The organism is Exiguobacterium sp. s28 (assembly GCF_018618135.1).
GTDB classification, from domain to species: Bacteria; Bacillota; Bacilli; order Exiguobacteriales; family Exiguobacteriaceae; genus Exiguobacterium; species Exiguobacterium mexicanum_A.
On record NZ_JACSLL010000005.1, the window covers coordinates 40,721 to 67,457 of the forward strand.

Sequence of the window (26,737 nt, forward strand, 5' to 3'; positions counted from 1 at the left end):
GTCTATCCCTTTACCTGCAAACGAGCATTTCATTCTTACGAAGAATGGGTAAACAAGAGACAAAAGGAGGAAATCGAGATGGTCACGACAGAATTCATTCTAGGCATACTCGGTATCGTATTGGTCATCCTCAACGTGACGTTTGCGGTCACCATCATCTTCTTCGAACGGCGCGATATCGGGTCGACGTGGGCCTGGCTACTTGTTCTATTCTTCGTGCCGCTGCTCGGATTCTTCATCTATATCTTCTTCGGACGCTTGATCAAATCGAATAACTTCTACCAAGTCGACGAGGAACGACGGCATGAATACGCGGAACACGTCCATAACCAGTTAACTGAGCTCGACGACCATGGCGGCTTGTTCGCCAGTGATCCGCTCTTATCCAAGTATCGTCGCCTCGCCCGCTTGAACTTATCCTCCACGAATGCGCTCGTGACGTATCATAATGCAATTCAAGTCATCCATGACGGCGAGCAGAAGTTCGAGGCGTTGTTCCATGACATCGAGGTGGCAACAAAGGAAATCAACATCCAATACTATATCATCCAAAACGACTCGCTCGGTCAGGCACTCATCTCGGCCTTGACGCGACGGGCCAAGGAAGGGGTCAAGGTTCGTCTGCTCTATGACGCCGTCGGCTCACGGGGATTGCGACGTTCCCATTTCAAACAGCTCCTCGCGCACGGTGGCGAGGTCAAATCGTTCTTCCCGTCACGCCTCGGTATCAACTTCCGCGTCAACAACCGGAATCACCGGAAACTATGTATCATCGATGGGGAGATCGGCTATATCGGCGGTTTCAACGTCGGGAATGAATACCTCGGGACGAACCGTCAGTTCGGCTATTGGCGCGATGTGCATCTACGGATGAGAGGGGAGGCGGTCCGAGAACTGCTCGAGCGTTTCCTCCTCGATTGGAACCGTGCTGTACCGACGAAGCATCGGGCCGAGAAAGAGGATTTCATATGGCCGTCCGTCCTCATTGAGACGGCCCAATCACCGGTGCAAATCGTCACATCGGGCCCGAACTCATCGACCGAGCACTTGAAAAACATGCTCGTCAAGATGATCACCGAGGCGAAAGAGACGATTTACATCCAAACCCCTTATTTCATCCCTGACGCCAGCTTCCTCGACGCCTGCCGCAATGCGCTCATGTCCGGGACGAAGATCCGCCTGATGATCCCGAACAAGCCGGACCATATGTTTGTCTACTGGGCGACGTATACGAATGCGGCCGAGCTTGTCCGCTACGGGGCCGAAGTATATACGTATGAAGGCGGCTTTTTGCACGCGAAGACGCTCGTCATCGATGGCGAGGTCGCCTCGATCGGCACGACGAACATCGACGCCCGCAGTTTCCGACTCAATTTCGAGATCTCGGCGCTCGTCTATGACGAGGTCGTGGCCCAGTCTGTCATCGATGCATTCGATCGAGACCTCGCATGTGCTGACAGGTTAACAATTGAGCGTTATGAGACACGAACGAAATGGATTCGCTTCAAAGAGAGCGTGTCGCGCCTGTTGAGCCCAATCCTCTAAAAAAGACCAGTCAGGTGTCCCGGAAAGTCCGGTCATCTGGCTGGTCTTATTGTTTGAGCGTCTGTTTGACTTGCCGTTCGAACGCCTCGACGATTGGAGCCGGCGCTTCTTTCTCTCCGTACTCGGCCGCCTCCAGCCATGTGGCAAAGCGATTCCCTTCGGTAAATCCGATTCGTTCGAACCATTCCGAAACAGTCTCTTCGCGCTGGCGGGGATGCGCTTGTTCGAGACGTCTCCCGGCATCAAGCAGACGGACGTGCCGTGGGGCCCGTGTCGAGCGGCGAACCGAATCGGCCGCTTGATGGCGTTGCTTCGGCACCGTCACATCCTCATGGATTTCTTTTCGGCGTTGCACATAGATGAATAAAGCGATGACGCTGACGAGAACGACGAGAAACGTCACGACCAAGAATAGCGATTGATTCGTCGCCGATTCGAGTAACGTCTCGTTTGAAATCGTCTCGGCATCGATGTTCGGATTGTCCGGGACGAGGATACGGTTGACGCGATCGGTCGGATCGAGATTGACTCCGTCGAACCAACCGCCGATCCAAATCAGGATGGGCTGAATCCAGGCGACGAGATTGCCGAACAACAGCTCTTTGATGGTCCGGATGATTATCGCCAAACCGAGGCCGACCCCTAGGGCGACGACGAGCGTGGACAACATCCGTTTATAGTCACGGCGATAATACAGGCTCCGTTGCCAAAACAAGAACAAGAACGGGAAGACGATCATCGCCAGCGGCTGAGACGCCGGCGGGAACAACCAATCGACAATGAGGAAGAGCACACTTGCGATCGCGTAACGGTCCGTCCAATCGAGAGTTCGGATAAAGGCGTGGACGTACGTGAACAACAGTAGCGTGATGCTCATCTCATACGAGAACAAGAGCGCGGCGATGCTCAGGGCCGTCTGCACCCCGAGCTGCCAGTTGCGCGGCAAACGGAGCGTCAGCAGAAAGACGAGCGGAAACACGTGACCGACATAGAACGCGGCGAACACCCACCAGAGTAGTCTCATCGTCCGTCACCTCCCAGTCGTAAAATGGATTGGCTGCCGCCGTATTTGGCGACCTTCCGTTCGAACAGTGACCGGGCGAGCGGGAAATCCCGTTCCGACAGACAGGCGAGTGTCGTCATGACCTTGCGGAAATGCGTCTCACCGCTCCCCGGGGCGAGGTCATAGGTGATGCCTTCCTTCGTCAGGGTCGGGACGATCAGCCCATAGCTCGCGTTCTCTTTCTCGAAGTCGCGGCATAGCGCCGCCGCCTGCGAGATCAACCGTTCCATCTGATGGGTGAGGGCGCGCCCGTCTTTCGTCAACAAGTCGAGCACGACGACATATTCGTTCGCCTGGACGGGTTGCTCGGTGCGGGCGAGCAGTTCACCTGTCTTCGCGTAGGCCGACCAATACAGTTGCCGCATCGGCTGTCCGTGATACGGGGCCACCGACTGGAACGTCTCCGGGTCACGGTAGGCGCTATGACGGACCATCTCTTCGCCTGGTAACGTCGGCGGACGTTTCGGGATCGGATAAGGCAGGAATTCGGGGAAGACATACCCGATGCGGTCGAGCGGATCTTCTTTATAAAGTGAGAACATACGGAGTGGGTCCCGAATCTCCATGCCGATCGCCTCCATGCGGATCGGACCACGCTTGATTGCCTTGAGTGGAAGCGTGTAGGCGACGGCCGCCTCACGACCGACAAAGTTCTCTTGGCGCCAGAAGGCGTGCGCCTCCGACTCGACGGTCGGATGGAGATAACCCGACAATCGGACGACGCCAAGGGGCACGGGCGCCGTCGAAATCAATTTGAGCGTATACGTCTCTTCATCGTTCGGGAACAGCTTCAGTTCGTCAGTCACTTCGACGTGGACGTACTCAGCGAGTCGGAATAATAACTCCGGCATGATGAGCGCATACAGGCTGAACCCGATAATCACACTCGCGAGGAAGACGTTCCCGTATAGGGCGGTGAACACCCCGACGACGAACAAGAGCCACATATACCCGGACTCGAGGTAGCGAGGGCTGACGAGTTGCATGTCACACCTCTGACGGGACCGGGATGGTCTCCAAAACGGACTTGATCAATTTGGACGGCTTCGTCTTGAGCGACGCCTCCACCGTCAACACGATCCGGTGGCCGAGGATGGGCAGGGAGAGCGCGCGAATGTCTTCCGGCGTGACGTAATCCCGTCCGTCCATATAGGCGTGAGCCCGGGCTGCCATCGTATAGGCGAGCGTCGCCCGTGGGCTCGGTCCGACCTCGATGTCACGGTGATGACGGAGTGCCTCGACGAAATCGAGAAGGTAGTCTTCCATCGCCTCGTGAAACAAGACGTCACGGACGGCTTGCTGCATCTCGACAAGCTCGGTCTGTTGCAACGTGAACGGAGCCGCACTCAAATGCTCATTCCGTAGCAACCGGCGTTCCGACTCTCGTGACAGCGGGGCGAGTGACAGTTTGAATAAGAAGCGGTCGAGCTGCGCCTGAGGCAACGGGAACGTCCCTTGCCCGTCGAACGGATTTTGCGTCGCGATGACGAAGAACGGGTCCGGTAAACGAAGTGACACCTCACCGAGCGTCACTTGCCGCTCCTGCATCGCCTCTAACAGTGCCGACTGCGTCCGTGGTGTCGTCCGGTTGATTTCATCGACGAGTAAAATCGACGTGAAGATTGGGCCCGTTCTCCGTTCGAACGTGCCTGTCGTCGGATTGAACAGTTCCATCCCTAAAATGTCACTCGGCAACGTGTCCGGCGTACACTGTACGCGTTGGAATGCGGCCGATACCGAGGTGGCCAGGCTACGCGCGAGCGTCGTCTTTCCTGTCCCCGGTCGGTCCTCGAGCAGGACGTGTCCCCCGGAGAGGAGGGCGATCGTCGACAGCTTGATCGCCTTTGACTGCCCGATCACTTGATCGTTTAAATGTGTCGTCCATTGTTGCACCATAATAAAATTCCCCCGTCTATTTTCTGATAATTAAGAAAATCATAGCACACTCGCGGTCCGAGATGGAACGCTAAAGACCAGCGCTTCAAAATATGTACGTCACGTGTGGTCAATTTGAAGAGGCCGCCTTCGCTCTTTTCCGGCTCGGGAACTTAAAAACCAAGTAATAAAGGACAATCATACTCGTGTATGGGTTTAAGGCACTGACCCATGCCGGTCCATCGAATAAAATATACGTGAGTGCGATGAGGCCGGATGCGACGAATAATAGCTTTGAGAACATAGGTGATGTCTCTCCTTTGAAGCGAAATATAGAATAAGTTGACTATACCATGTCACTTTTGCAATAACCGCCCGACAAAAAAACTGACCTGCCTGTAGGAGGCAAGTCAGTCATCGCTTCGGTGTATCCAAATAGCGTTCAAAATGACGTTCGAGCCAATCTTGGAAGAACGACATGAACGTACAGATGCCCCAGTAGATGAGGGCGACGACCAGATAGACGGTCATATAGTCGAACTCCCGGCCCCCGACGATCTTCGCCTTGTTGAAAATTTCCGGGACGGTGATCATGGCGGCGAGCGAACTCGCTTTAATCAAATCGAGGAACACGTTCGAAAGCGGGGGGAGCGCGATTCGCGTCGCCTGCGGCAAGATGACCCCTTTGAGCGTCAGCCACTTGTTCATCCCGAGCGAGCGGGCCGCCTCGACCTGTCCCGGATCGACGGCACGGATCGCCGACCGGATAATCTCAGCGATATAGGCCGCCGAGTTCAGACTGAACCCGATGACCGCCGCCGTCAGCGCCGCGAACTCGATGCCGATGAATGGAAACCCTGAATATAAGATGAACAGGATAATCAAAATCGGCACGCCCCGCATGAACGAGATATAGAACGTCGACGGGAACCGAAGCATCCGGGACGGTGACAGTTTCCCAAGGGCAAGCACGAGACCGAGCAACAAGCCGAAGAGCATGCTGACGAATGAGATCCAAAGCGTGTTCGGCAAACCGCCTAGCAGATAAGGGAACGAGCGCACAGCCAGGTCGACGTCGAAGATTGCTTCCCATTTCACACCTTCGAACATGACCGCTTAGTCCAATTCGACGATCGTCGCGTCGACGTCCGGTTCTACCGAGACATCGGCTCCGTTATAGAACGTTTCCGACAATTCTTTCACCGTACCGTCTTCAAGCATCTCGCCAAGGACGCGGTCGATGTTCTCTTGGAGCTCTGCATTCTCTTTGTCCATCAAGAACGCGACTTCCTGTGGGTTATAGGCGATATCCGGGTGGATCGTGATATCGAAGTCCGGGAAGAAGGCGAGGGCGAGTGTCTGAAGATAGTAGTCGTTCAAGATGACGTCGGTCCGTCCTGTCGAGACGTCACGAAGGTACTGGTCGTTCGTCGCGTTGTCATAGATGACTTCCTCGGCTCCGTATTGACGTGCCACGTCCATAAAGACGGTCGTCGCTTCACCAGCGGCCTTTTTGCCTTTCAAATCCTCAATTGACTCGATGCCAGACAAATCGCTCTTGCGAACGATGGCCGTCCCGTACGTGTACTTGTACGGTGTTGAGAAGGCGAACTTCTCTTTCCGGTCCTCTGTGACCGAGATATCGTTCGCTGCGACGTCAACTTGTCCGTTTTGGACGCTCGTCAACATGTTGTCGAACGCCATCTCTTTGAATTGGACCTCGAGGTCGAGGCGTTTCCCGACCTCTTTCATGAGCTCGACATCAAACCCCGTCAACGTATCGCTATCCTCTTCCCGGAATGAGGCAGGATAGAGTGTACCGGCCGTACCGACCGTGAGTGTACCGTCTTCTTTGATTTCGTCCCAGCGCGAAGTTTCGGCCTGATCGGTGCTAGAATCACCACACGCCGCGAGCGGGACAGCCAATAATAGGGATGCTGTCAAACCTTTTGTCATACGTTTCATTCAAGTTCCTCCTTAAGTTATCATCTGTCTAAAAATAGCATGACATACGCTTACAGGCAACTCCTAAGAACTGAAAAACAGAGTTGAATTTATATTTGAAACATAAATCCATAAAGCGTTATCATGTCCTTGAATTAACGATTCAGTTAAGTGATACAGTTTACAATTTCCAACGAAACAGTTGTGGACATGTATATAAATAGTTGTGCGGATGGGAAAGGGACTTTGTCCAACAATGAATGAAGTTGAGTTAAGGAATCGTCGATGTTGGCCATGATGTATCAAACAGAAAGAGGAGTTTCATAGCAATCTAGCAAATCATATAAAAGATGAGTTGTGAATGATTAGAAGTCATCTTAAAAACCAGTTACAATAATCTAGCTACGGGAGATGGACCAACCATGACCTTTATGACCATGATCATCGTTTTAGCAATAGGCTTAATTACACTATTGATTGGACTATTTACAAAGAAAAGATGGGTGACCATCCTGTCGCTCATTCCACTAGGATTGTCACTTTGGAATTTCATGGCCCTATTCTCGATGGGTATGTAATGTAGAGATAATGAGAGTAGAAGAAGGAGATACACGTGGAGAAATGGGAAAGATGGGCCGTTAACCCAGAGATACCGGCTAAGCTGGAACTGCAGGCGCTAATTGATGACAAAGACGGATTAAGACTCGTGTTTATGGATGCGGATGAGAACACCTATACGTTCTTGTTTGACGGACTTGTGCAATCGTATCGAAATACAGACGAAGGAACGCTTTTCAAAACGCTAAAGCATTTATATAAACATTATGACCCTGATTTTTTTAGCGACTGGACACTCTTTAAAGTGAGCGATTCCAGCTATTTAAAATGGTTAGCTGAAGAGTCGGAGAACATTTACGAAACGGTTTATGATATTCAACATTACGTGTTCCTGACATCAAATGATGTGGTCGAAGTGATATCAACAGAGCCGCCAATCCTGATTTCATAACCATCACTGTATGGCTAGTCTGGTGAGACGATGTAAGAGCGGTCATGACATATCGAAAGGAGAATGCTGCAATGGAAGATGCACTAGACATCTCGATTCAAGCGTTGAATGAGGAGTCTATCAACGTCGTGAACGAAGCAAACGAACCGTTTCCAATCCTCGGGAAAATCATTCCGAGCTTTTGTGACGGGGTTTGGACGTACGAGGAACAGTTATATGAGAAAGCCCGTGTGACGAGCTTCCCGAACGATTCACTGGACTGGCATGAATACATCAACAGTGAGGACAAACAAGTATTCTTGGCATTCGACGAGACGACATGTATCGGACAGATCCGTGTGGTGAAAGATTGGAACCGTTTTGCGTATATCGAGAACATCGCGGTCCGTAATAGCTATCGACACAGCGGGATTGGCCATTTGCTGATACAAGTTGCAGAGACGTGGGCAATCGAGCACTCGTTGCTTGGATTGTCGCTCGAAGCGCAGAACGATAACGTGATCGCGTGTCGATTTTATGCGAAAGAAGGGTTCGCACTCGGAGGTATCGATACGCTCAAACAGACCGGCAATCCGAACATCGATATGACGTTGTATTGGTACAAGATATTCTGATTTTTTTTCGAGAGGAGAGACCTCATATCTGGCATCGATTTTCTTAACTTTTCCCTTAGTTAACATAACATATATTATCAGTAAAAATAAAACTCCGTCTCAATTCTTTAGTATACTTAAAGTAGTGAGACGGAATGTGAAATTTGACGAAAGGGATTCAAGTTCGCGTAAAACGGATCAATGTGACGCCCGGTTCGGGTTCAAACTCGGCACTCGGTTCGAACCCGAGCTTCGTGTACAGTTTCTTGGCCGGTCCGTTATGTTTGCCGGTGTGCACATAGACGAGTTTGTCCTCGTGCAAGCTGAGCACGTGTTCGAGCAACGTCGTCGCAAGTCTCGCCCTGAAATATCTAGGGTCGATGCACAGTTTCGTGACCTCGACCGTGTTCTCAGCCGCTTCAATCGTGATAAAGCCAATCAACCGCCCGTCGTTATACAAACCAAAGCTCGTACCGGGCAGATTCTGGATCACCTCGACCGTCTCATAACGCGCTGGGATCTCATCGAAACCGATCAGCTCGGCCTCGACCGCATAAGCGTTTCGTTGAATCTCGAGCATTTGCTCGGCCAGTTGATAATCTGTCGTCTGAATCTCGCGTAATTCCACCTGTGAGCACCCCCGGATTATCGTAAAAATAGACGTGCTTGCTTGCGTTTGGCCCGCTTCAGTGCCAAATAGAGCCGATGTGTCCCGGCGACTGGTTGCCCATGACCGACGAATGTACGTTGCGGTGCGAGATCGATTAACTTCTCCGCATGCTCTAACGCTGCACGCTTATCCCATGTTGCGATACCCGGCAGCGGGAACAACGGACGGACGTCCCCTGCCACGGCGACTCCCCCACGCGTCTGAAATGCATCTCCCGCAAACAAAATCCGCTCTTTCTCATCGAAAAAAGCAATCGAACCAGGGGTATGACCCGCTGCCGGATAGACCCGTAAGCCGAACAGCCGCTCACCTGGGTCAAGCAATTTATCCGGCAAGGAGTGGATGTTCGGGAGAGAACCCTTCAGTTTGAGAGCCCGCTCGTCCGGGTCAGTCGTCCGGTCCCCTTCAAGGAGACGGGCGTCGCGCCTCGAGACGTACAGCTCGGCATGAGGATGGGCTTTCAAAATCGTATCGACACCGCCGACATGGTCCCTATGGGCATGCGTCAACAAGATAGCGAGAAGCGGGCGTTCGAACGTCTCGATATACGCTAAAATCGCTTCCGCGTTCTGCGCGAGCCCTGTATCGATCAAGACAAGCCCGAGCTCACGTTCAATCAGTTGGACGTTGATGGGTAAGATGGGTGCGAAAAACGTCAGTTGATGGACGTGATCAAAACGTGTGACTTTCATGGAATCCCCTCCCCTTAATCGAATAACGTGGTCCAATCTTCTTGCCAACGGGCCTCAAAACACATATAGAGCTGCTCTCGCGTGTTCCGCGCAAGTGACAAAGGTGGTAAGGCGTCTCGTGTAAAGAACGCAACCTCGCTCGTCTCATGACTAATTTGCGCCTCTCCACCAATCAACTCGCATTCGATAAACAGTTTATAGTAATGCTGCGACAACGGCGGATGGTCGTGATGATGCATGTCGAACAAAGCAAGCAGCCGAATCGGTGCGACATCGAAACCGGCCTCTTCCTCGATTTCTTTGATGATGTTCTCTGCCGGGGACAGTCCGATCTCACAAAAGCCACCCGGGAGCGTCCAAAGTCCGTCTGACCTTTCCTTGACGAGTAACACTGCGTCATCCTTGAAGACGACGCCTCGGACGTCGAGCTTCGGTGTCGGATAACCATCGACGTGGGTCAATTCGGTGATTTCATGCAAAGCAAGATTAGATTGTTGCTCGAACATCTCGGTCGCGATTCGTTGGAGTTCGAGGTAACGTTCTCGATCGAACTCGTCTTTCGTAAACGTCAAGCCAGCCTGTGACAGCGCCTGTAGCCGCTTGGCCCAATCGAGCCACTGTGACATACGTATCCCCCCATGATTTGTCCTCCTGTCCCATTCGCCAAAAGGGATCGTTGTTCCTTTTAGAAATACCCGCTCCTAAGAGAAACTAATGTGACATGGAGTTGAAAAAATCAGCTGATGCCCCCGTGTTATACTGGATAGAGAATCAAATCGAAGGAGGTTGGACATGCCGATTTCACTGTTATCCCAGTTCAAAGCAGACTTGGACGGCTATACCGAGCGGCAGCTCCGTTATCAGGCAGCAGCAGACGTCTGGTCAATCGGACAGATGTACGACCATATCATCGTGGTGGCCGAGGAATATGCGGACGAGATTGACCGGTGTCTCGCTTCCACTGAAGAACAACCGCTCGGGAAGACCGAGTTCGGTGAACGATTGTTCCGGATGGGTGGTTTCCCACCGGTCAAAATCCGCTTACCTGATGAGATGAACCACCCCCCGAACAACACGGACAAGCGCGAGACGCTCGAGCGACGAATCGACGAGTTATCTGCACGCTTGAACCGCCTTGAACCGCTCGCCCGCGCGGCAAACCCTGACGTCAAAGCCCGACATGGCGGTTTCGGTTGGCTGAACGCCCAGGAATGGTACGACCTCATCGAGATGCATAGCCGTCATCATTTGCGCCAACAGGCCGATTTGGAGCGCTATCTGATAAAGGCGGAGCTTTGAATCCATAAGAAAAACCCTGTAGCAAAGACAATCGTCTCTGGTACAGGGTTTTGTTCGATCTCAATCGAGGTACACGTCCTCAATCTCACCGAACGTCTCTTCATCAAACACGAATGAGCCGTTGGCGTAGCGGTCCAAGAGCGTCAATTGCTTCGTCTTGACCGTCTTCGCTTTCTCTTTCCCGATGATGTGGAGCGTTTCATCGTCATGCACCGGGAGCACACGACGAATCTGGTGCGGTTTCGATTTGACTTCGCGGATGAGCATCGTCCCGCGCAAGTTACGGTTCGTGCAGTCGAACTGATCCTCGAGCTTCATCTTCTTGACCGCTCCACGTTGCGTCACGAGGACGAACAGCGGCGGTGTGAAGAAGGCAAAGGCATCGGCGACCACATCGCCATCTTTCAAGTTCATCGCTTTGACGCCGGCGGCACGTTGGCCGACGACCGGAACATCGTCTTCTTTGAACCAGAGGCCATAGCCGCGCTCAGAGACGAGGAACAGTTGTCCTGGACCGTCACTGATGCCAGCGAAGACGACCTCATCGTCACCTTTTAACTTGAGCGCCATGAGCGCCTTCGACTTGCGTTGGGCGTCATAGTCACGGAGCGGCGTCCGTTTGACCATGCCTTCACGCGTGACGAACAGGCAATGCGCGTCGGTGTCGAACGTCGAGACGACATCGGCCGAAACGACTTGTTCGCCTTCGATCGGCACGAGGTTGGCGACATGTTGTCCGGCGTCTTTCCATTTCGACTCTGGAATCTGATGGACCGGGATGAGCAAGTAGCTGCCTTTGTTCGTCCAGACGAGCAAGTGGTCCGTCGTCATCGCCTGGGTGACGAGGACGGGACGGTCTTTCTGCTTCATCTCCGGCATCTCGTCGCTCGAGGCGCCATATGAGCGCATCGATGAACGTTTGACGTACCCGTCGCGGCTGACGAACACCATCGTCTCTTCGACGGCGATCATGACCTCTGTCTTCAGTTTCAACTCTTCGACTTCCGATTCGATGACCGAGCGCCGTGCGTCGCCGAACTCGTCACGGAGCGCGGTCAACTCTTTCGAGATGAGCTTCCGTTTCGTCGCGTCGACGTTCAAGATGTTGGCGAGGCGAGCAATCTCTTTTTGGAGCGCCTTCGCCTCTTTTTGGAGCTCGACGATATCCGTGTTCGTCAACCGATAAAGTTGGAGCATGACGACCGCTTCGGCTTGACGGTCCGTGAACGAGAACCGCTCCATGAGCTTCTGTTTCGCCTCGGACTTGTCTTTGGCCGAACGGATGAGTTCGAGCGTCTCGTCTAGGACCGAGATGGCCTGTTCGAGCGCGTCGACGATCTCGGCGCGTTTCTTCGCCTGATCGAGTTCGAACGTCGTGCGACGGGTGACGACTTCTTCGACGTGCTTCAAGTACGCGTCGATGATCGACAAGAGACCCATCTGTTTCGGTGTCCGGTTGACGATGGAGACCATGTTGTAGTTGTAGGCGAGTTGCAAATCGGTATGCTTCAAGAAGAAATGGAGCACACCTTCCGCATCGGCTTCCTTCTTCAATTCGATGACGACGCGGACGCCGGTCCGGTCGGTCTCGTCACGGACTTCGGCGACACCTTCGACTTTGCGGTCGAGACGGAGCTCTTCCATCTTCTTGACGAGGTTCGCCTTGTTCACCTCATACGGGAGTTCGGTGATGGTGATCTGTTCACGGCCGCCCTTAAGTGGCTCGATGACCGATTTGGCACGGATGATGACCTTGCCTTTTCCGGTCTCGAACGCCTTCAAGATGCCGTCTTTGCCCATGACGATCCCGCCAGACGGGAAGTCAGGTCCTTGCATATAACGGAATGCGTCATTCGTCGTCTCGACCTCACCTTTCAAGCGGGCGATGGCGAGATTGAGCACCTCGGTCAAGTTGTGCGGCGGAATCTCGGTCGCATAACCGGCAGAGATCCCCGTCGTCCCGTTCATGAGCAGGTTCGGGAGGAGTGACGGCAAGACGAGCGGCTCTTCGGTCGAATCGTCGAAGTTCGGCGTATAGTCGACCGTATTCTTCGAGATCGATGTCAGCATGACGCCGGCAATCTTCGACAGACGGGCCTCGGTATACCGCATCGCGGCGGCCGAGTCGCCGTCCATCGAGCCGTTGTTCCCGTGCATGTCGATGAGCGGGTAACGCAACTTCCAGTCCTGCGATAGGCGTACCATCGCCTCATAGACGGAACTGTCACCGTGCGGGTGATAGTTACCGATGACGTTACCGACCGTCTTGGCCGATTTGCGGTACGGTTTCTCGTTCGTGTTGCCTTCATGGTGCATCGCATACAGGATGCGGCGTTGAACGGGTTTGAGCCCGTCGCGCGCGTCCGGGAGGGCCCGGTCCTGGATGATATATTTCGAGTAACGCCCGAAGCGGTCACCGACGACCTGTTCGAGCGACAAGTTTAAAATATGTTGAATCGTCGACATCGTTACATCACTTCCTCAATCGCTTTAGTCACGTGTTCATTGGCGATGATTGAATCATCTTCCTGGAGGCCGAAGGCGACGTTCTCCTCGATCCATTCACGGCGATGGGCGACATTGTCTCCCATGAGCACCGAGACACGCTTGTCGGCGACGGCAGCGTCGTCGACCGTGACGCGGATGAGCGTCCGTGTGTCGGGGTTCATCGTCGTCTCCCATAGCTGGTCGGCGTTCATCTCCCCGAGACCTTTGTAGCGCTGGAGGATATAACCCTTCTTATACACTTTGACGAGCTTCTCGAGCGCCTCTTCGTCCCAGGCGTACTCGAACTGTTCCGACTTGCCTTTCCCTTTCGAAATCCGATAGAGCGGCGGCAAGGCGACGAACACTTTGCCGGCCTCGACGAGCGGACGCATATAGCGGAAGAAGAACGTCAACAGGAGCACTTGGATGTGGGCCCCGTCTGTATCGGCATCGGTCATGATGATGATCTTGTCGAAATTGCAGTCTTCAAGGTCGAAGTCGTGGCCGACCCCAGCCCCGATCGCGTGGATGATCGTGTTGATCTCCTCATTTTTCATGATGTCCTGGAGTTTCGACTTCTCCGAGTTGATGACCTTCCCGCGCAGCGGCAGGATGGCCTGGAACGTCCGGTCGCGGCCCTGTTTGGCCGAACCGCCGGCCGAGTCACCCTCGACGAGGAACAGTTCGTTCTTGGCGGCGTTCTTCGACGTCGCCGGCGTCAGTTTCCCGTTCAAGATGCTCGAACGTTTCTTCTTCTTGCCGTTGCGCGCCTCTTCCCGGGCTTTCCGGGCGGCTTCGCGGGCCTGGGCGGCGCGGATCGCCTTCTTGATGAGCATCGTCGCCATCTGCGGGTTCTCCTCGAGGAAAATCGTCAGTTGTTTGGCCATGACACCATCAGCGCTCGTACGGGCCTCGGGCGAACCGAGTTTCGATTTCGTCTGCCCCTCGAACTGGAGGAACTCTTCCGGGATGCGTACCGAGACGATGAGTGTCAAGCCTTCGCGGACGTCACCGCCGTCAAGGTTCTTATCTTTTTCTTTCAACAATCCGTTCTTACGGGCATACTCGTTCACGATGCGGGTCATCGCCGTCTTGGCGCCGACCTCGTGCGTGCCGCCGTCACGAGTCCGGACGTTGTTGACGAACGAGAGGACGTTCTCAGAATAGGCGTCCGTGAACTGGAAGGCGAGCTCTAGCTCGATATCGTTCTCTGTCCCTTCGAAATAGACGATCGGATGAAGCGTCGCCTTATCGTCGTTCAAATATTGGACGAATTCGGCGATCCCTTCCTCGTAATGGAACGTCTCTTCTTTGGCAGAGCGCTCGTCCGTCAGCGTGATCGTCAATCCTTTTAATAGGAAGGCTGATTCACGGAGACGTTCGGCGAGCGTGTCGTAGTTGTATGTCGTCGTCGAGAAGATCGAGGCATCCGGTTTGAAGTAGACGCTCGTCCCCGTCTGGCGCGTCTTGCCAGTCTCGAGGAGTGTCGTCTGCGGAATCCCGCCATCGGCAAACGTCTGCTCGAACACCTTGCCGTCGCGATAAATCGTGACGAGCACCTTGCTCGATAGTGCGTTCACGACCGAGGCACCGACCCCGTGGAGTCCACCCGACGTCTTATAGCCGCCTTGGCCGAACTTCCCGCCGGCGTGGAGGACGGTGAAAATGACCTCCGGCGTCGGTTTGCCAGAAGCGTGCATCCCCGTCGGCATGCCGCGCCCGTGGTCACGTACCGTGATGGCATCATCTTTATGGATGGTCACATCGATTTGGCCACCGAATCCGGCGAGCGCCTCATCGATCGCGTTATCGACGATCTCATAGACGAGATGGTGCAACCCGCGATGGTCGGTCGAACCGATATACATCCCCGGACGTTTCCGGACAGCAGTCAGTCCTTCGAGCACCTGAATGGCGTCTTCATTGTAATTAAATAGATCTGTTGACATCTTCGTCACCTCAATTTCGAACACACGTTCGTTTTTCTATCCTATTGTATAGCTGTTTTTGGATTCTGGCAAGCCTCCCCGCGAGCAAGGCTCGTGAAAAAAAGGAGACCTACCAAGGAGGTAGGTCTTAACCGAGAAGGCGGGCGTGCTCGACATAGATGCATCGATTTTCGATGTAGTCGAGTCCGGCATCGCGAGCGATTCGCTCGGCGTCCGGGCTGGTGAGCCCGAGCTGGTTGAAGACGAGACCGACATCCCCATGTCGGACCGCATCTTCGGCCACGCCGGCCAAATACTCATTGCGTCGGAAGACGTCGACGATATCGACGCGTCCCGGGATGCTCTCGACCGTCGGATAGACTTTACGTCCGTTCCACGTCTCGAGCGTCGGATTGACAGGGATGACCGTGTAACCTTGTAACAGCAGATAGTCTGCGATTTGGTTTGCGGTCTTGTTCGGGTTGGCTGACACGCCGACGACAGCAATCGTCTTCGCCTCGGTGAGCCATTGTTTCAAACGTTGATCGTCCATCCTGAAATCCCCCTTTTGTTTACGTACTCAGTGTACCTTTACCTGAATCACCGTTTCAAGCTTTATTTTCTTTTATCATACAACTGTAACTCTTTCAAATTTTTAAAACAAATCAATTGGTTCACCATAACTTATTATGTAAACCGGATTATATGACGTTATTTCTCCGGTTCACAGGTCGATGTGTGTCTCGGATGAAAATGCAGTGTGAACGAACATTGCGTGAAATATCTATTTCACGCAACTATACGTACGATTTAAAGGCGTTTGTGCGTGTCAATTTTAATCGATTGTTGGATAGGCATGGGCAAATGAGGATGGGTTCGGTATACTGAAAAAAGGAGGTGTTCGCGTGGGAACAGCCTATGAGGAACGTCGCGGTACACTATATAATTACCGCATCACTTTTTATGGGAACGTGTTCGCTTGGCTCATCCATGTCGTGTTCTTGATCACGTTTTGGCGACTTGACGTAACCGTCCTTGCCTGGTCGAACGTACTCAGCGTTCTCTATTACACATTGTCTTTTTATTTTGTACATAAACGATATTATCGGACGTTCTTCATCGGTCTCTTCGTCGAGGTCGTCTATAACGCCATCATCTCGACAATCGTCCTTGGCTGGGGCGCGAACGTCCACTACTTCATCCTCACGGTCGCCTATGGCGTGTTCTTCATGCCGAACGTGAGCCGGGCCATCCGGATCGCCTCGAGGATGCTCGCCATGGTAATCTATGGCTATTTATATGTGAACGTGACGGACGGGACATCGCCGCTCGGCCCGACCCTCGAGCAAGTCATCGGGGTGACGTGTTTACTCGCGACGATCGCCTTGATCGCCGGGCTGTCATTCATCTTCGAAGGGGCGGTCGTCGAGGTGACGTCCGAACTCGAACAGACGAACGAACGGCTACATACCCTCGCCTCGCGGGACGGTCTGACCGGTCTCTATAATCGTACGACCGGATACCGTTTAATCGAAGAGGCGATCCGTGAAGCGGTCTTGTCGGGACACCCGTATGCGGTCGTCTTGGCCGACATCGACCATTTCAAGTCGTTCAATGAACGGCATGGCCACGACTGCGGCGACCTCGTGCTCAAACAAGTCGCCTCTGCGCTCACGCGGACCGACGGCATTGCCGTCCGTTGGGGCGGCGAGGAGTTCCTCTTATTCTTGACGGACCAGTCAGAGGACGAGGCGGCGCAAGCGATCGACCACCTGAGACAGCAAATCAAATCTCTCGAGACGATTTATGAGGGACGACGGCTCAGCGTGACAATGACATTCGGTGTCACGACACACCGCGGGTTCAAGCCCGTCGACACGCTCGTCAAAGAGGCGGACGACCGGCTCCGGGCCGGGAAACAGGCCGGGAAAGACCGCATCGTCACGTCAATCCATCATTAAGCGAGGAGCGATTTTTTGAGTATATTCCGCCAGCTCGGCCAATCACCGACGAAAGTCGACGCGAGACGTTTCAACTTGAGCGGCTATGAACGCATGCCGGGCTTCATCCAACGGTTCTTGAACCACATGGCCGCCAAACACTACTCGGAGCAGACCGCGCAGCGCTATCTGTATGATTTTTTGGATTTCTTCCGCTGGGTCGAGACCGCGAGTGCATCCGAGGTCGACCCGTCATCGGTCGAAATCGAATCGTTCGTCGAGTTCGACCATGCCGGGGCTGAGGCGTACGCGACGTACCTCGCCCTCGAGCTCGACAACGCACCGAGCGTGATCAACCGCAAATTGTCGTCGATGCAGTCGCTGTTCAATCATCTGATTGAGACGGGCATCACTGCGCACAACCCGTTCCAGGCCGTCGAGCGACCGAAGCGCGCCAAGCGCAACCCGGTCTATTTGACCGAACAGGAATGGCTCGACTTCTCGACGCTCGTCCGCAGCAACGTCGGCATGTCCGACCGCGAAGCGAGCTGGTACGAACGCAATCGGGACCGGGACTTCCTGATGATCCAACTGCTCGGGTTGACCGGGATGCGTGTCTCTGAACTTGTCGGTCTTGATTGGAACGACATCGACCGAGAGAACGGGACGATCCGTGTCATCGGCAAAGGGAACAAGGAACGCGTCATCCCGATCGCCTCCCCGCTCGAGCCGCTCCTTGACGGATATCGTGGTCAAGGCGCAGGTCCCTTGTTCTGCTCCGAGAAAGGCAAACGGATCTCGGTCCGCACGGTGCAGCACGCGTTGAAAGGGCACATCGACCGCTTGAAGCCATATCTGCCATTTTTGACGCACAAGCAGGTCACGCCGCATAAATTGCGACACACGTTCGCCTCTCGTCTCGCCATGAGCGGGGTCGACGTCTTGACGATCCAACAACTGCTCGGACACGAGTCGGTGGCGACGACGCAAGTATATGCCCATATCGGTGACGAGAAGAAAAAACAAGCGCTAACCGGTTTACGATAACTTATTATGTAAACCAAGATAAAACACCCGAATCTATCAACAGGATAGGTTCGGGTGTTTTTGTCATAACTGTTTTGTCGAGAGGATGACAATCGTCTCATCGAGCACTGTATAGTAGGCGTCCTCGAACGTTTGACGTTCGTTCGTCTCGAGGTTGAAGATGCTCACGCCGCCCCCTCCTTCAGCCGATTCATGGATGAAATAGGTCGAAGCGAGTACGCGCTCGAACGGAGCCGTATCGAGGAAGCGGGCACCGGTCGTCGCGTCAATCAGTTCGGTGTGATCTTCCGATTCCTCGACTTTGATAAAGACCGTCGAACTGACATCATCATACGTGAAGTCGATCGGTTCATAGGCCCCCCAGTCGACGACCGTGACCTCCCGGAGCACGTCCGGTGCCGCCAACTCATAAATCGTCTCCTCATTCGCTGCATCGACGAACGCAGAGAACCGCAGTTTCGCGTCCCGTTCCCCGAGATATTGGACCGTGTCCCCTTCCCCATGGAGCCGAATCAAGTCCTCGAATGGGATCTCCCCTTGTCGGTCCCGGATAGCCTCGACCGCCTCGTCGAGCGAACAGATGAGGATTGCTTCCGAGTGGTCGATCGCATCGTCTGGCGAGACCCGTCCGTCCTCGAGCGCCTCGTAATAGGCGAACTCGTCCAATCGGGCGTTACAGACGATATAAGGGACCCCGTCCAGCTCGGTCGTGAACAGATACAGCTCGCGGAACTTACCGGCATGGCCGACGAGCCGTTCGTCACGGATCCGTTCTTGGAACGACGTCTCGGCATCATACAACCATGCCTCGTCCGCATCCCCGAAACTCGTCAAGAACAGGAAGTAACGATCGGCGAGTACCCAATAGAGCGTGCTGTTGCCTCGCTTCTCGAATGTCGCGAGCACTGTCTCCTGTCCAGAGCGGTACTCGAAGGCGATCAGTTCCGTTCGGACGACACCGGTCCGGTCCGGTGTCTCGTTCAAGAAATAGACGCGGTCCTTACTGACGAACAGTTTCGAGATTCCGTAGTCTTCATACACACGACGGCCGACCGGAGTGACGGAACCGTCTTCTTCGTCATAGCGGAAGATCGAGAAACTTGTCTCACCCGACTTTTCGCGGTAATAGACGGACGTCTCGGTGACCGCGATCAAGTCCTCATGGCTGATTGACATGGCACGTGCATCAACGATTCTCATAGCGCACCTCTCTCATAAGAAGATTCGACCGGTTCGACGGTGACGATACCGGGTGGTCGTTTCGGGAATGAAATCCGCAGATGGGCGAATTCGATGACGGACTGGCGAGGGTCGGCCTTCTCGATCCAGCGAATTCGTTGCCGGTTCGCCAAGGCATGACCAATTTTTTCTTCGATTTGGAACTGCGAGATGCCGCGATAGGCGACTTCTTGGATATACGTCGTCTCGTCGGCTTCGAACTGTTGCCAAATGCCCATGACGAGCTGCCCGAGTGCCGAGACGCGTTGTTCCGGTAATCGGACCGCCCGTAACGTCTTTTCGACTTCTTTCAAACATTCGAGCGGATCGTCAGCCACCGCGAACAATCGCTTCGCCGAGTTGTTCATGACCCGATAACGTCGCTTCCCGCTCTCCAGCCGGAGTACTTGCGCGTATGGCTCGACCGGTACCCCGTGAAAGAACGTGTCCACCCCACCCCAAGAAAATCCGAAGGCTGGATCGAACTTTTGGATCGTCTTCATGAAGGCGAGCATGAAATCCTCGACCTCCCGACGCTCGAGCCGTAACCATTCGGCGAGCGCGAGCGTGCCTCGGTCTTTCTGAATCCGGTGCACCGGGAAGAACAAGTCCCCCTCCGCCAGGCGATGCGGTTTTAGTTCGGTCCCGTCGGCGCGATAGTCCGTCGCCGGACGGCCGCTCCGGCCCGCATAGACAATCCATTCGTCTTCGGTGCTCTCAAACGCGTAGGCTTGGTGCGCCCATGGTGGCGTCACGTATAATGCCGGATACTCTTCATACGTCTCTAAGTGCAGGTAGGAGCGGTCGGTCCACAGTTGCGCGAGCAAGCGGACGATTTCCCCGGTCTCCGAGTCCTTCGGTGCGATATAGTTGCCCGTGTTACCGATGTACGTCAAAACATGGAAGTCATAGGCGTGATACAGATGGCGGACGATGCGCTCGAACACGGCGGCGATCATGCGCTCGAACAGCGGATGGTCCTCGTTCCGGTCGACCGAGGTCGCATCGACGGTGCACATGAGCCATCCCATACGCACGTACAGCCGAATCCGGAGCGGATACGAGATCAACGGGGACGAAGATGCATGAATCTCCGTCAGACCAAGGTTGGCCATGTTCTCGACCTGTAACGTGAATCCGCTACGCCTCAGTTGTTCTTCCATCTTCTTTTTCCAATTGATCGTCTCCATCGCATTCACTCGCTTTCTGTTGCCATGTCAGCTTTGTGGCTCATTGTGAAATTTTTCCCGTTTCTTGATTCATACAAACGCCTTTCCACCGGCATGTTCTGTCAGGCGCTTGAGTGCCTCGTCAAGCACCGGTCGTGCCGTCCCGAAATTGAGCCGTTCGAACGTCGTCCCTGACGCACCGAATGGGAGGCCTGGTGACAAGAACAGACGGACTTGCTCGTGCAGCCACTTCTTCCGCGCTTCCGGTTCAAGACCGAGCCCCGCGAAGTCGATCCAGAGGAGATAACTCGCCTCGGGCATGAACGTCTTCAATTGTGGTAGTTCTTCCTGGAGCCGCTCGACGAGGTACGTCGCCTGCTCTTCGAGTTCGGCCGTCAACTGGTCAAGCCAACGCTCGGCGCGCGAATCCGTGTAGGCGGCAATGATGGCCGTGTTCGCGAACGGTGTCGGCAGGACGTGATGTTTGTTCTGGACTTGGATGATTCGTTTACGCATCGCATCATCCGGACAGATGATGTAAGAAGCGAACAGTCCAGCGATATTAAACGCCTTCGACGGCGCACTCACCGTGATGACCGAGTCATCGAGTCGATTGAGGGCAGTGTGCCGTTGTGACGGGTACGTCAAATCAGCATGGATCTCATCAGTGACGAGGATGACGTCATGGCGACGTGCCAGCTCGACGACTTGCTTCAGCTCGGACTCGGTCCATACCCGTCCGACCGGGTTGTGCGGCGAGCAGAGCAAGAACAGCTTCGCCTTGCGCATCTGTGTCTCGAGCGCATCGAAGTCCATCTCGTAGCGACCATCGACTAGACGAAGCGGGGCGTCGAGCAACTCCCGTTTCAACCCGGTGACCAGTTCATGAAATGGCGGATAGACGGGCGACTGGATGACGACCCCATCCCCTTCCTCCGTCAACGCCTCGACGATATGCGTCAATCCCGGTACGACTCCACTCGAGAACAAGACGTGATTGGCATCGACGTTGAGCCCGTGACGGCGGTCGTACCATGAACTCACGGCCGCTTGCGCCTCTCTAGAGAATAATGTGTATCCGAACTCGCCTGTCGCGGCCCGCGCCGTGAGCGCCTCTGAGATGGACGGGGCCGTGCGGATATCGATGTCCGCCACCCAAAGCGGCAAGACGTCATCTTTCAAATGGAACCAGCGGTCGAGCCCGTCCCATTTCACCGAATCTGTTCCGGTCCGGTCAAGCGATTGATGTAAGATTGATTTCATGTTCATCCCTCCTACTCCTACTGTAACAAAAAACGGACGTCCGAGTCCGCAAAACGATGGCGGATTCGGGGCACGTCGGCTATAATCGACCGAGATACTACAAGGAGGTGAATCTGATGGACGTGACCGTCATCCGTCATAAACGCCGGAAACGGGCGGCTTTCTTCGTGACGCCGGACGGAATCGAGCTGCGGATTCCAGCTAGGCTCCCGAACCGGGTCGTTGAGACGATTTTAACGGAGCATGCCGGCTGGATCGAAGATCGCCTCGCCGCATTGCCGAAGCGTGACATCTTACCAGCCGACAGACTGCTTTTGCACGGAGAGACGTTCCCGCTCGTCAAACGTGATACCGAGACAAGGTTCCGTTTCGACGGCGAAAACTTTCACTGTCCCGCTGCATGGGACGAGTCATCGCTTCGGAAAGCGCACGAAGCTTGGCTCCGCGAGCGGGCTCTCGCCTACGTCACGAATCGGGCGCCCCACTATGAACGTCAGCTCGGTGTGAAGGCGAGCCGAATCCGCATCGGCCACCAAAAGACGCGCTGGGGGTCATGCAGTTCGACCGGGACGATCTCGATCAACGTCCGGCTCATGCTCGCCCCGCGGGACGTCATGGACTATGTCATCGCCCACGAATGGACCCATCTCGTTCATTTCGACCACTCGAAAGCGTTCTGGTCGAAGCTAGCGTCAGTGTATCCAGACGTCGCCGGCGCGATGGCCTGGTTGAAACAGCATGGCCATACGCTGCAAATCAAAAAAACCAATTGAACGTGTCCCTTTTCAGGAGGCATGTCCGATTGGTTTTTTTAGATGGCGGAGGTGAACCGCTCGGCTGTCCCGTTCAGCGATTCGGCCGACTGTTCGATATGCTCGAACCGCTCGAGTGTCTGTTCCATGATGCGCACACTCTCTTGAATGTCTGCACTGGAGCGGGATACACCGTCGACGATCGAGACGAGCTCTTTGTTCATCCCATCCGTGTTCGAGCGAACTTCGATGACGGCGCGTTCGACGAGACGTGACAGGTTCCGCACCTCGGTCGCAACGACGTTGAAGCCGAGACCGTGCTCACCTGCCCGTGCGGCCTCGATGGCGGCGTTGAGCGACAACAGGTTCGTCTGGGCGGCAATCTCTTTGATCGTACTGGCGATTTTCGTGATCTCGCCCGCCTGCTCTTGCAAGTTTGCGAGCGTCTTCAAGTTCTGATTCGAGTCCGCATCAAGGCGTTCGATCGTCTGTTTCAACTGTTGACTCTCTTCCATGCCGCGTTGGGCCCGGGTGTCGAGGTTTTCTGCCATGTCACGAAATGAGCGCGCGTATTCTTCGATCGTCTGTTGGCGACTCGTGATGTCGGAGGCGATTTTGACGACGCCGACGACTTCGTCCTGTTCATAGATCGGCATATAGGTGGCCTCGAGCCAAATCGAATCGCCACGGGCGTCGATGCGCTCAATCTTGTCGGCCGAACTGAAACCGTCGAACAGCTTGTTCCAAAACGCTTGATAATCCGGGCTGCTGACGAAACTTGGCGTGCAGAACAAGTGATGGTGCATCCCGATCATTTCGTCACGTTTATATTTCATTGCCTTGGCGAAGAGGTCGTTCACATCGACGACGCGTCGTTGACGGTCGAATCGGATCATCGCCACGTTGGCCTCGAGGGCACGGAGCACGTCAGGGGATGAGAGGCTAGCGGTCTTTGTCAGTTCCATTCCGATTATTCCTACCTTCTTTTCTCGATTTCCTTTAGTGCTTTATTCCTGGAATGTAGCGGAATTCTAGTGTACCCTGTGTGAAAAGTCCTGAATAGCGTCGGTTTTTGAAATCGAGTCAATATCTTGAATTTGAAGTGTTTTCCAGTTGGTTCACTGCTAAGTCCATGAACAAAGGACCCGTGCCATGCACGGGTCCCCTATCATTCCTGGTCATCGAATATTGATTTGAACAGCGTGACTTGGTCGGCCGTGAGTTCACCCCGGCTGTCCTGCGGCTCGATACCGCCGATCATCCGCTCATCGAACCAGATTCCGAAGTCGAGCGAACGTTCGGGCGCATCGTCCGGCGTGAACACGAACGTCGCTTTTACATCCGGGTCACGATCGATTGGGACGGGCTGGTCTTCCCATTTGATTTCTTCGGTCGTTCGGTCAAGCTCGGCATTCGTCTCAGCGTCGGTAATGGTGCGTGTCGACCCGTAGTCCCCATCAGTATGTATCGTTTGGTACTCGATACGAGACGGATCCACGTCTTCCTCGCTACTGGCACAACCTCCAAGCAACAGTCCCGCGCAGATGACATATCCAGCTAACATGCGTTTCAACAGCGCATCCCTCCCTGATTCACGTCCAATCTGTTCATTCGAAAGCTTGCGGGTACAGTTCTTGGAACGTCTCCGCCCCGACGCTCGACAGTTTGAACACTTCCCCGGTCTTCACGTCTTTCACATAGACATCGACTTTTTTCGAACGTTGCTGGTAGCTGACCTCGAACTGTTGCCCAAGATTTCCACGCAATAGCGTCAAATACTTATAATCTTCCGTTTCACCGCTCTTCGTCGACGGGCGCGCGGTCTCGATGGCTTCGACCAATCGATCATACGCCTCGCCACTCACGCTGACGGCGTCCGGATAAGGGAGCGGGACTTCACGGTGGTACGGATACTTATGGAGGTAAGCAATCGAAACCTTCTCTAACTCGGTAGAATCACTGAGCAACGGGATCGGTTTGAACCGCATCCACAAGGTCTTCGTCACCATCTGTCCGTCCACCTCGACCGTAATATCGTAAAGCGGAATTTGTTTCGACGGTTCCATCGTTCCACCTTCGAATACCCGACGGAAGGTCAGACTGTCTGCCCCATTGAGCAGGTCGGTATCTTGAAGAATGGATGAAGAGTAGCGAGCCCCGTCCCCGCCATAGGACATGAGCAGATGAGGCAGGTTCGTCTCCGTATCCCGCCCTAGTGCGATGAACACATCAAACTGTCTGAGGTTCGGCGAAAAGTCGAAGGATGGGTTAAAGAAGCCCCATTCTCCAATCCCAATCTCGACCGTGCCGTTAAATCCGGGGGACATCCTCATGAGCGTGACCGGATACGGCTCGATGTCTTGTCCATTCTCGTAGAAGGCGTCCGGCTCATGTAGCGAGGCCCGCTCGTTCTCCGTCGCGACATGGACGGTCGGAAGGAACGAGACTTCAGTACCAACTTCGTCTTTTAAGAAAGACGGCCGTGCCTCGAGCTCGACGGCTTGGTACCCTGGTATCCCATCCATTTGATGCGACCTACAGAGCGCATAGACCGCATCCCCTTCAACATATGTCACTTCGTCGAAGGCATATCCATCATAATCTTCAGTTATAAACGGGGCCCGGGTCGCATACGCCATCCCGAGCACCGAGAACGTCTCTTCGTCTAGTTCGGCCAATCGTTCTTTGTCTTCACATTGGTTCAAAATTGTTTCGGCATTTACTTCCGGCTCTTGACTGTTTATCGTAACCCGTTCGGCTTGCCAGTGCTCCTCGATATGGCCATAGCGGACGACGTCCACGTCTTCCGAGCAGCCTGCCGTCAACCATAACAGTGACAACGCCATCAACGCTCGTTTCTTCATGTTGATTCCACTCATTTCTTCTTCAAATCAGGGAAGTAAGACAAGAACGTCTCGGCCCCTTCGCTCGTCAGTTTATATGTCTCTTCGGTTGATCGGTCGGTCACGTAGATATCCAGCTTCTTCGATCGCTGTTTATACGTCACCACGAACTCTTGGCCTTTGAGCCCGTCGACGATTGTGAGGTAACGATAGTCTCCTTGATTGCCTGTGCGCTTTGTCGGCTCAGCCGAATCGATTGCTTGAATCAGGTCGTCCATCTCGTTACCTACCGCACGCAAAATGGTCGGATACGTCAAGGTTGACTCGTGATTGAATGGTTGTTGGTGGAGATAAATCAGAGGACCGCTCACAGACGGCATATACTGCTCTTCCGGATTGTCTTTGAGCGCCTTTTGTTCAGAAATCGTTAACAGTTCAGAGGCACGATATGTAATGGTCGCGATTTCGGTCACCGCTTTCCCGTCACGGGTATAATTGAACTCATACAATGGATAGGATTTGTCGGGTAATAGTTCCGAACGAAGTGGCAGTCGTTTGACTGTCAACTCTTCATACGACTGTTCTCCTTTTACCGGGTCGATAAGTTCATCTAGCGGACTCATTGTGAAATAGAGGTCCGCGAGCATCAATAAAACATAGGGTTTCTTTTCATCGGGATGATATCCGATTGCGATTTTTACCTCATCTATGTGTGCCATCATCGGGTCGAACATAAGCACTGGGAAAGCGAGTTGTCGATCTCCAATGGTCAATTCCACCTCGCCGTGGAAGGCCGGTATGAACGTGACGATGGTATCAGGAAAAGGTTCGACAGCATTATTCGGCTCCAATAATCCATCCGTATCGAGGAATTCTGCTTGAGTAGTTTCGTCGGCAGGTTTGATGAAAGGGTTTCGTTGAATTCGCTTCCCGTTCTGTGTATCAACGAATGGGGGGAATGACTCAATGACCTCGGCTTGAAAGCGTTCCGAGAGCATATCGCGACAAAGTGCATAATGCTCATCGCCTTTGATGTACGTCACCGATTTATATGCATATTCATCTCCCGTATCGGTCATCTGATGGCGATTCGCGATGACCGTATCGTAAACCGTCAAGTCTCCCTTCAATTCAGTCGTCAATTCCCCGGTACAGGCCTGTAACGTCTCACCGACCGATTCGAGGGCTTCCGGTTGCTCTAAGGAATACTTGTTAACGGTCCAATGCGCATCGACATACGACAAGTTCACGACGTCTGGCTTTTCCCCACCGCAACTGGCCAATAAGCCCATGGATAATACGAGTGCACTGGCTAACTTTTTCAAATCATCCGCCCCTTAAAATCTATTTGTACCAATTTTACCATTATATGACTTTAAGGAGGAACAGGAAAAACCCGT

General features: G+C 53.9%; 26 protein-coding genes. 7 read left to right on the plus strand and 19 right to left on the minus strand.

Annotated features, from left to right (window positions below):
• The first annotated feature begins 78 nt into the window (after positions 1 to 78).
• Positions 79 to 1,545, plus strand: coding sequence for a cardiolipin synthase (gene cls, locus KNP78_RS07270; RefSeq protein ID WP_214823536.1), 1,467 nt, complete (start codon positions 79 to 81; stop codon positions 1,543 to 1,545).
• Between the two features lie 46 nt (positions 1,546 to 1,591).
• Here cls and KNP78_RS07275 read toward each other — a convergent pair whose 3' ends face one another.
• The 6 genes from KNP78_RS07275 to KNP78_RS07300 all read right to left on the minus strand — a co-directional run bounded on the left by KNP78_RS07275 (position 1,592) and on the right by KNP78_RS07300 (position 6,448).
• Positions 1,592 to 2,569 carry a hypothetical protein gene (locus KNP78_RS07275; protein WP_214797495.1) on the minus strand — a complete coding sequence of 326 codons (978 nt, stop codon included), beginning with the start codon at positions 2,567 to 2,569 and terminating at the stop codon, positions 1,592 to 1,594.
• Entirely contained in the window at positions 2,566 to 3,594 is a 1,029-nt protein-coding gene (locus KNP78_RS07280; RefSeq protein ID WP_034777619.1) for a DUF58 domain-containing protein, read from the minus strand. Before KNP78_RS07280 ends, KNP78_RS07275 begins: the two co-directional genes overlap by 4 nt.
• A gap of 1 nt (position 3,595) precedes the next feature.
• Positions 3,596 to 4,504: an AAA family ATPase gene (locus KNP78_RS07285; protein WP_214797496.1), complete on the minus strand. Its 909-nt coding sequence runs from the start codon at positions 4,502 to 4,504 to the stop codon at positions 3,596 to 3,598.
• A gap of 109 nt (positions 4,505 to 4,613) precedes the next feature.
• Positions 4,614 to 4,787, minus strand: coding sequence for a hypothetical protein (locus tag KNP78_RS07290; RefSeq protein WP_214823537.1), 174 nt, complete (start codon positions 4,785 to 4,787; stop codon positions 4,614 to 4,616).
• 110 nt (positions 4,788 to 4,897) lie between these two features.
• Positions 4,898 to 5,593, minus strand: a complete 696-nt coding sequence (locus tag KNP78_RS07295) for an amino acid ABC transporter permease (RefSeq protein ID WP_214707772.1) — start codon at positions 5,591 to 5,593, stop codon at positions 4,898 to 4,900.
• A gap of 6 nt (positions 5,594 to 5,599) precedes the next feature.
• A complete protein-coding gene (locus tag KNP78_RS07300) occupies positions 5,600 to 6,448 on the minus strand; it encodes a transporter substrate-binding domain-containing protein (protein ID WP_214797497.1) in 849 nt (282 codons plus the stop codon).
• A 592-nt stretch (positions 6,449 to 7,040) separates the two neighbouring features.
• Here KNP78_RS07300 and KNP78_RS07305 point away from each other — a divergent pair.
• Entirely contained in the window at positions 7,041 to 7,436 is a 396-nt protein-coding gene (locus tag KNP78_RS07305) for a hypothetical protein (protein WP_214797498.1), read from the plus strand.
• A gap of 71 nt (positions 7,437 to 7,507) precedes the next feature.
• On the plus strand, positions 7,508 to 8,050 hold the full coding sequence (locus tag KNP78_RS07310) for a GNAT family N-acetyltransferase (RefSeq protein WP_214823538.1): 543 nt from the start codon (positions 7,508 to 7,510) through the stop codon (positions 8,048 to 8,050).
• 157 nt (positions 8,051 to 8,207) lie between these two features.
• Here the strand turns inward: KNP78_RS07310 and KNP78_RS07315 are convergent, their stop codons facing one another.
• The 3 genes from KNP78_RS07315 to KNP78_RS07325 are packed head-to-tail and all read right to left on the minus strand — an operon-like array spanning position 8,208 to position 10,017.
• The gene (locus tag KNP78_RS07315) at positions 8,208 to 8,657 is read right to left on the minus strand and encodes a GNAT family N-acetyltransferase (protein WP_214823539.1); all 450 of its coding nucleotides are present in this window, start codon (positions 8,655 to 8,657) and stop codon (positions 8,208 to 8,210) included.
• Positions 8,658 to 8,674: 17 nt separating this feature from the next.
• Positions 8,675 to 9,391: an MBL fold metallo-hydrolase gene (locus tag KNP78_RS07320; RefSeq protein ID WP_214823540.1), complete on the minus strand. Its 717-nt coding sequence runs from the start codon at positions 9,389 to 9,391 to the stop codon at positions 8,675 to 8,677.
• 14 nt (positions 9,392 to 9,405) lie between these two features.
• Complete coding sequence (locus KNP78_RS07325) at positions 9,406 to 10,017, minus strand: NUDIX hydrolase (RefSeq protein ID WP_034777626.1); 612 nt, start codon at positions 10,015 to 10,017, stop codon at positions 9,406 to 9,408.
• A 166-nt stretch (positions 10,018 to 10,183) separates the two neighbouring features.
• On the opposite strand from KNP78_RS07325, the gene KNP78_RS07330 reads away from it, so the two are divergent.
• A complete protein-coding gene (locus KNP78_RS07330) occupies positions 10,184 to 10,690 on the plus strand; it encodes a DinB family protein (protein ID WP_214823541.1) in 507 nt (168 codons plus the stop codon).
• Positions 10,691 to 10,750: 60 nt separating this feature from the next.
• On the opposite strand, the gene parC is transcribed toward KNP78_RS07330, so the two are convergent.
• From parC to KNP78_RS07345, 3 genes are all read right to left on the minus strand, one after another.
• The gene (gene parC / locus KNP78_RS07335) at positions 10,751 to 13,156 is read right to left on the minus strand and encodes a DNA topoisomerase IV subunit A (RefSeq protein WP_034777628.1); all 2,406 of its coding nucleotides are present in this window, start codon (positions 13,154 to 13,156) and stop codon (positions 10,751 to 10,753) included.
• A 2-nt stretch (positions 13,157 to 13,158) separates the two neighbouring features.
• On the minus strand, positions 13,159 to 15,126 hold the full coding sequence (parE, locus tag KNP78_RS07340) for a DNA topoisomerase IV subunit B (protein WP_214753285.1): 1,968 nt from the start codon (positions 15,124 to 15,126) through the stop codon (positions 13,159 to 13,161).
• Positions 15,127 to 15,253: 127 nt separating this feature from the next.
• Positions 15,254 to 15,658, minus strand: a complete 405-nt coding sequence (locus KNP78_RS07345; RefSeq protein ID WP_138859418.1) for a CoA-binding protein — start codon at positions 15,656 to 15,658, stop codon at positions 15,254 to 15,256.
• Positions 15,659 to 16,010: 352 nt separating this feature from the next.
• Between KNP78_RS07345 and KNP78_RS15805 the strand changes: the two genes are divergently transcribed.
• Entirely contained in the window at positions 16,011 to 17,066 is a 1,056-nt protein-coding gene (locus KNP78_RS15805; RefSeq protein WP_214823542.1) for a GGDEF domain-containing protein, read from the plus strand.
• A 15-nt stretch (positions 17,067 to 17,081) separates the two neighbouring features.
• Positions 17,082 to 18,092, plus strand: coding sequence for a tyrosine-type recombinase/integrase (locus KNP78_RS07355; RefSeq protein ID WP_214823543.1), 1,011 nt, complete (start codon positions 17,082 to 17,084; stop codon positions 18,090 to 18,092).
• Positions 18,093 to 18,155: 63 nt separating this feature from the next.
• Here KNP78_RS07355 and KNP78_RS07360 read toward each other — a convergent pair whose 3' ends face one another.
• From KNP78_RS07360 to KNP78_RS07370, 3 genes are all read right to left on the minus strand, one after another.
• The gene (locus KNP78_RS07360) at positions 18,156 to 19,292 is read right to left on the minus strand and encodes a hypothetical protein (protein ID WP_214823544.1); all 1,137 of its coding nucleotides are present in this window, start codon (positions 19,290 to 19,292) and stop codon (positions 18,156 to 18,158) included.
• A complete protein-coding gene (locus tag KNP78_RS07365) occupies positions 19,289 to 20,500 on the minus strand; it encodes a hypothetical protein (protein WP_214823545.1) in 1,212 nt (403 codons plus the stop codon). The genes KNP78_RS07360 and KNP78_RS07365 overlap by 4 nt, the downstream gene beginning before the upstream one ends.
• Positions 20,501 to 20,569: 69 nt before the next feature.
• Positions 20,570 to 21,742, minus strand: coding sequence for a MalY/PatB family protein (locus KNP78_RS07370; protein ID WP_214823546.1), 1,173 nt, complete (start codon positions 21,740 to 21,742; stop codon positions 20,570 to 20,572).
• A gap of 116 nt (positions 21,743 to 21,858) precedes the next feature.
• Between KNP78_RS07370 and KNP78_RS07375 the strand changes: the two genes are divergently transcribed.
• Entirely contained in the window at positions 21,859 to 22,515 is a 657-nt protein-coding gene (locus KNP78_RS07375; RefSeq protein WP_214823547.1) for a M48 family metallopeptidase, read from the plus strand.
• 38 nt (positions 22,516 to 22,553) lie between these two features.
• Here the strand turns inward: KNP78_RS07375 and KNP78_RS07380 are convergent, their stop codons facing one another.
• The 4 genes from KNP78_RS07380 to KNP78_RS07395 all read right to left on the minus strand — a co-directional run bounded on the left by KNP78_RS07380 (position 22,554) and on the right by KNP78_RS07395 (position 26,662).
• Positions 22,554 to 23,459, minus strand: coding sequence for a methyl-accepting chemotaxis protein (locus KNP78_RS07380; RefSeq protein WP_034777642.1), 906 nt, complete (start codon positions 23,457 to 23,459; stop codon positions 22,554 to 22,556).
• 203 nt (positions 23,460 to 23,662) lie between these two features.
• A complete protein-coding gene (locus KNP78_RS07385; protein WP_214797511.1) occupies positions 23,663 to 24,067 on the minus strand; it encodes a hypothetical protein in 405 nt (134 codons plus the stop codon).
• A gap of 34 nt (positions 24,068 to 24,101) precedes the next feature.
• On the minus strand, positions 24,102 to 25,358 hold the full coding sequence (locus KNP78_RS07390; protein ID WP_214797512.1) for a hypothetical protein: 1,257 nt from the start codon (positions 25,356 to 25,358) through the stop codon (positions 24,102 to 24,104).
• An 11-nt stretch (positions 25,359 to 25,369) separates the two neighbouring features.
• The gene (locus KNP78_RS07395; RefSeq protein WP_214797513.1) at positions 25,370 to 26,662 is read right to left on the minus strand and encodes a hypothetical protein; all 1,293 of its coding nucleotides are present in this window, start codon (positions 26,660 to 26,662) and stop codon (positions 25,370 to 25,372) included.
• Positions 26,663 to 26,737 lie beyond the last annotated feature (75 nt).